Genomic DNA, 5,737 nt, shown 5'->3' with positions numbered 1-5,737 from the left:
TTCTTTGCGCTTTGAATGGTGGCCAGCTGGCCTTGAAACGGAGCCCGCTTCAGATCTCCGGCTATGGCCAATCAAATGAAATTCCGTCGAAAAACCACTCAATCAACAGTCGAACAAAAAGCCGAACCACAAACCATATAAAACGCATAAACCTGCTCCATTCGTTGATTTCCCCATACAAGGTTTCAGGGGGCTTAATCGGCGCAGTGCCAATCCGAATGTGCGTTTACAGTTTCAGTTTTCGGTCTTTTCTCCGTCGCGTTAGCGCGCAGGAAAGGAACCCCGGCATTACCGGGGGCAAATCATCAGTGGCAGGGCCAGGACCGGATTCTGGGCCGGCGGGGCCGGTGGAACTGGGCCGTGCAGCGTGGTGATGATGGTAACGACCAGGAGTAAGTTGCTTAGGGTTTGGTTTAAAGACATCGGTGAATTCTCTCGTATGTCTTTTATTTAGCTTCGCGAGATTCTGAATCAGTCGGAAATAGCTACCGTTCGTCGGGCGTTCTGAAAATAGTTAGAAGCGGCCGCAAGCGGGTGGCCGCCGCGTTACGAGTAACGGCGTTTTTGTTAAATCGCTCCCCACAAAAAAGCCCACTTTGGTGGGCTTTTTTGTGCAGGTTGGACGCCAGAGGGTGGGGGTCTGGCCTACCATTCCAATAGTGAGGGGTTTTACGCGCATTCAGCCCCTGTTCTTCATGCCCAGAGGCCTGCTTTTGAATGTCCGTACCCTATCTCCCGCTGGAAGCCTGGAATAAACATTGGAAAGTCGACGGCTCGCGGGTGCGCTGTCGGCTCTGTAACCACGTCCAGGATCTAACGCAGGCCGGCGCTTTTACCCATGCGCCGTACTGCAAAGCTCGCACCGTCGAACCCCAGTACCCTAATCGTGAGCTGGCCACGGTGCTGCAAGAGAAAATTCGTTTGGGGTTGTTTTGATGCGCGCCGGCATTCAGGAGGAGGCGCTGCGGGCCATGCTCGAGGGCGGCGCAGTGCGTGAGGTATTGGTCAGCCGTCACGGTGAAAAATGGGGACTGGCGATTCGTTTGGGCGGTGTTGGCAGTCGCTGGCTGCCGGTGCGCTCACGGCGCGAAGCGTTGCGCACCTGGGCCAGTTTGACCGCGGTGGGACGCTTTGCCGAAGCCCAGGGCATCAAGGGGTTTGCTGTTGAGCTTTGAAAAAGATGTTTTGCATTTGCGAAAAATGATGCTGGTGCACATGGCTTGGTCAATACAGTTTTTTTGACACAAACCAGTCGAAAATTGCGCTTCCGGATTTAGCAGCTAAATCCGGGCAAAAAAAAAACCGCCTTAGGGAGGCGGTTTTTTGTAGCGGAAATCCTAGGAAGATTTTCGCTGCTCACAGGGAGCCTTCGACGAGACCGATACTATAAGACCATAAATTATGGTGCCACTAGAATTTCCGCAAACCCGACCGAATAACTCGAATGAATCCGAATAAGCGAAAATATCGTTGGATTTAAACCAGGTATTTTCGTCGAATGATGACGATTTCGGTGTGATTGTGTGGTTATTGTGTAAAAAGCAAGCGCGTCTCTAGGGGGCGAGTCAAGGGGCAATCGTCACCCCGAAAAATAAACTTCAAAAACCCTTTAAAGTGCTTTTTTCTGGCATGGCGTACTGGTTACTATCGGGCGGTCGCTCAGGCTAATTGCCAGAGTGAAGGCCCCTAGCACACGGCGTAGGAACCGTGCCGGAAGCGTATTACGCGATGGGCCTATAAATAACTTATCTCACAGGGAGCCTTCGACCAGTTCCCGCACCGCGCATGTTCCGGTAAGTGCGGTGGAGGTAAGCCTCAACTTAAAGGCTCCAGCATGCGCAGATTCTGGCGACTGTTGTGCCTCGCATTGAGCTGTATCCGCGTGTTCCAGGCGTGGGAGTTCTTGCGGGACAGGTTTGACGATTGGCCTTAAGCATCGTCTTCAGGAAGGCCCCAGCGTGTTCGTTGGGGTTTTTTTTGCTCAAAATTTGGGAATGGATACGTCCTAAATGCAGAGGCGTGACATCAGGGAGGATGAAAGTGGCAATGATGAGGTGTAGGTGAGGCCAGAAAGTGACGTAAAAAAATCACTTAAGGAAAATGGGTGCTGATGGATGAATCCGGGGTTAAGGGCAGGATGTGTGAAGTAGGCCTACCGGCTACTTCACTCCCTGCCTTATTCGCCTGCTGCTCAACGGTGACGCCTCCCGGCGTATCAATGGCCTTTTGTACTTTTGGCCATTTGCTCAAAAGCGTAAGGACTAGGGAGGGGAGATTGGGGAAGGAAGTGTTATCTCGGTTCTGATTCCTGCACTGGTTGCCAGCTCGACGATCTCGTCCAGGGTGAAATCATTGATGGAGCCATGAAGCAGCAGGTGCGCCCGGTCAGTCGTGATGTTGAGTTGCTGACCCAGCTGGGCGTTTGACCATTGCTGGTCTTGGGCCAGTTTTCGCAGCGCGATCATTAGCTCCGACTGCAGTAACAGGGCTGCAGGGTTTGAGCACTCCAAGTCAGAAAACACATTGCCGCTGCTGGTTGTGATGTTCATTGCTGCCTCCGGTAAATCGTGTCTTTGACCTCGCCACGGCCACTAAAACTATTTGTCCAGGGCGCTGAACAAACTGGCCCAAGTGGCAGGCTCAGAAGGCGCTGCCGGGGTGGAGGGTTTTTGTGCTGGTTGCTGCGTTGGCTTGTGCTCGAGCAAGCGCATGGTTTCACGTAACTCTCGAACTTCTTCCCGCAACAATCGGAGCTCCTCTAGGAGAGGGTGTAGGGCGTCGATAGTGGGTGTAGGGGAGGTGTCGGACTGTGGTGTAGGGGAGTGTAGGGTTTGACCTTTGGGTTCGCCGTACACCCGGATCATTTCGGAAAGGTCGATAACCTTCTGTCCTTTCCCATCGAGACCAGCAGTTACGCGGCCCTTGGCCACGGCTTCATGCAGGGTGGAACGGTGCAAACCGTAAAGATTTGCCATACGACCGATGGTTAATTTTGCCATGTAGGGCAGTGTCGGTTTCTGTCTGTCGGGTGCCTACAGGTTAGCACTGTGGCTGACTGTGATGACCATCACTAAAGTTTCAGTGTCATCTGGTCACTCTTGGTGATCGTAAATGAGAAACCAATGATTTTTCGACCCTGCCGGCGAGGCTCTGCTGAAACGGTTAGATCTGTGTTTTTGTTCAGTTCAGCCAGTGCGGGATCAATGACCCAGCGTCGCAGATCTTTAACGTTGGGATATTTTTCCCCTAGGTCGAGCATTTCTCGCAGTTGGACGAGGGTGCATTCCCGCTGTTTAAGCTTGATGAACTGACTCATCAGTTCGTAGATACGGACAGAGTAAAAGCTAGATAGGCTGCCGATCTGCTTGAGCTGGTAGCTGGTGAACTCTTTGTTCAGCATGGTCAGGTGTGGAAGCACCGTTGGGGAGAATCCCAGCTCGACGCAGCCTTGACCTTCCCTGTACTTCACATGAAAGACCCAGCGCATACGCTCTACTAGCTTACCTTTTACATACCGGCGGATATCACGGTTGAACAACCTAGTAGCTGCATCGTCTAGCGCCTCATAGGCGTGTTTCACATCAATACCGAACACCTCGGCAAACGTATCGGCCCGAACGGTCAAATAGCCGTCCTTGGGCAACGGCTTGCGCGAATCGATCAGCGATGCAGCACAAAGCACTAAGCGCTTCTCGTTGAGCGTTAGTGTATGTGAGGCCTCAACGAGCTTATTGGACTGAGTTACTTTGTTCTCGACCATCCCTGCCTCTACCCGGAATCTCTCCCTGATAGGGTATTTGGGGGAGAAGGAGACAGTCAATACCCTCTCCCTTATAAGTATGGTTGAGCCTATGACTGTGGATAACAGCCGGAATCTCTCCCCCTTTAACCCGGAATCTCTCCCCCTTTAACCCGGAATCTCTCCCCCTTTAACCCGGAATCTCTCCCCCTTAACCGCAAAAAACCTTTTAAAAACAAATACTTACTTGGCTTAAAACAAGGAAAAACAAGAAAAACAAGATTTAAAAGATAGGGGATACGAGGATACGTGCCTTGATATCAGTCCCTCAAAAGCATGAGTTTCGAGAGATGCAGATATAGCTGTATGTCTAATACAAGCGCCGCTCCAGTCGCTGTGCGCCCGATCCACACCGCGTATGAGCTCTACGCCGTGCACGGGCGGCTTCGCTCCTTCACGACGCTGGCTGACGCCCTGCGCGCTTCGCTTGCTGGTTGATTAGAGGATAGGCCGCGGAACAGGCCTCAACGTCGTCCAAGTGAAGTGGTTTTCCGCTGATTTCGCGTAGGCTTACCAGGAAAATATTAGCGGGAGCATCGCGATGCAAAACCAAGGTGTCTGGAGCGCAATTGGTTTTTCATAAGAAGGATATTGAGGAGCTTTCCGCTCAAGAAATCATGACCACGGACAGGAAGTTAAAATGTGCGACGAAGGGACAATCCGAGGTTACCGAATGAGCATATTCTGCTCGATAGTTGCCTGCGCTAACCATGAGCTATTGGCCATCATAATGGGCAATGCCCATAAAAATTCCAGCAAGGTAAAAGTTGACCCCCATAGAACATTACTATAGGATCGCAACTCGTTGCGATCCTATAGTAATGTTCTATGGGGGTCAGTTTGAGTAAGTGTTTAGCAGGTGCTAAGCTTTTCTTCGAGGACTGCAATCGCGCATTTCCGGGCTTGGCTTTCCAGTAGTGGCCCCCCGGACTTTCGGCAGCAGTGAAACTGGTACTCACTGACGTAGGGACAATCGATAGGCCACCTTCGTATGGCTGCTTGACTCGGTTGGATTCTGACCCAAGAGACACGGAAACCGAGTCTCGAAGCTAAAGAATCGCTGCGACTATAGCCTCTCGATTCAAGACGAAAGCGGCCCACGGGCCGCTTTTTTCATGCCCATTCTTTGGTGATGGTACCGACCTGAATACCTCTGGGCGTAGAACGCGGCGTCCAAGTGACCACCGAGTAATGAAACCCTAGATTACGGTCACCCGGCAGCGGTTCCAGCAGCAGCGTCCCATCCTGGGTCCGAAGGATCGTGATGCGATTCATTGCCGCGCGCCCGTGTGCCGGATCATGGTAAATCTCGGCGCCTAGCACAATCAGATCGGCAACAAACTGGGGCACATCGTCAGGTGTAGAACAGCCCCGACTGCGAAGCTCTCTCTTTTTGCCTTCCCATATGTGTTTGACCCCGTAGCCAACGGCTGGCCGTCCCGGTGGTACCCGGTGCATGCCGCCCTTCAAATAGATCGAGGCTTCGGCAGCGCCCAGGCGAACAATCGCGGGGATTACGCCAAACACTTCGCCGCCATTGGGGTGCCCCACCAGGTGGTTTTTCCCTAGAGTAAGAATTCCTGTCACACGGCCCCCATTTCATCGTGGTGGCATTTTACCTGCTTTTTCGAAGGCCGTTGGTGGCCGCGCCCAGCCGCCGTCAAGCCCTTGTCTCTGCCGTCATCTGTAGCGGTCTGCATCGTCTAGCCTCAAGTGGGGTTGATAGGCTCACTCTGGCGTCACGACCTGCGTGCCAGAAGCCACTGTCCAAATTCTGAGGCCGAAAACCCCCTACTTTTTTGGTCACTTTGCAGGGTTTCGCGTTGTCCTGACCAAAGTCAGATCATGAACAGGCCCATTACTGTGAACAGCCACAGGACTGCTAATAACGATGTTTCGTCAAATCCCAGGTACAAAGAATCCCGCAGATAGGCGGGA

Annotated in this window: 6 protein-coding genes; 2 read left to right on the top strand and 4 right to left on the bottom strand. The window is 52.5% G+C overall.

The annotated features are described in order from the left end of the window. Positions 1-717: 717 nt before the first annotated feature. Both QMK50_RS00030 and QMK50_RS00025 read left to right on the top strand, forming a co-directional pair. Entirely contained in the window at positions 718-936 is a 219-nt protein-coding gene (locus QMK50_RS00030) for a hypothetical protein (RefSeq protein ID WP_320332128.1), read from the top strand. Next, positions 936-1,175 (top strand): hypothetical protein, encoded by a 240-nt coding sequence (locus QMK50_RS00025; protein ID WP_320332127.1) that lies wholly within the window; start codon positions 936-938, stop codon positions 1,173-1,175. The genes QMK50_RS00030 and QMK50_RS00025 overlap by 1 nt, the downstream gene beginning before the upstream one ends. 1,086 nt (positions 1,176-2,261) lie before the next feature. Here the strand turns inward: QMK50_RS00025 and QMK50_RS00020 are convergent. From QMK50_RS00020 to QMK50_RS00005, 4 genes are all read right to left on the bottom strand, one after another. Next, complete coding sequence (locus tag QMK50_RS00020; RefSeq protein WP_320332126.1) at positions 2,262-2,549, bottom strand: XRE family transcriptional regulator; 288 nt, start codon at positions 2,547-2,549, stop codon at positions 2,262-2,264. A 48-nt stretch (positions 2,550-2,597) separates the two neighbouring features. Further along, a complete protein-coding gene (locus tag QMK50_RS00015; protein WP_320332125.1) occupies positions 2,598-2,999 on the bottom strand; it encodes an entry exclusion protein 1 in 402 nt (133 codons plus the stop codon). A gap of 71 nt (positions 3,000-3,070) precedes the next feature. Beyond that, positions 3,071-3,760 carry a replication initiation protein gene (locus QMK50_RS00010; RefSeq protein WP_320332124.1) on the bottom strand — a complete coding sequence of 230 codons (690 nt, stop codon included), beginning with the start codon at positions 3,758-3,760 and terminating at the stop codon, positions 3,071-3,073. Between the two features lie 1,152 nt (positions 3,761-4,912). Next, on the bottom strand, positions 4,913-5,386 hold the full coding sequence (locus QMK50_RS00005) for a hypothetical protein (RefSeq protein WP_320332123.1): 474 nt from the start codon (positions 5,384-5,386) through the stop codon (positions 4,913-4,915). Positions 5,387-5,737 lie beyond the last annotated feature (351 nt).

The organism is Pseudomonas sp. P5_152 (genome assembly GCF_033989915.1).
Classification (GTDB): domain Bacteria; phylum Pseudomonadota; class Gammaproteobacteria; order Pseudomonadales; family Pseudomonadaceae; genus Aquipseudomonas.
This window is presented reverse-complemented; position numbering and strand designations above follow the sequence as displayed.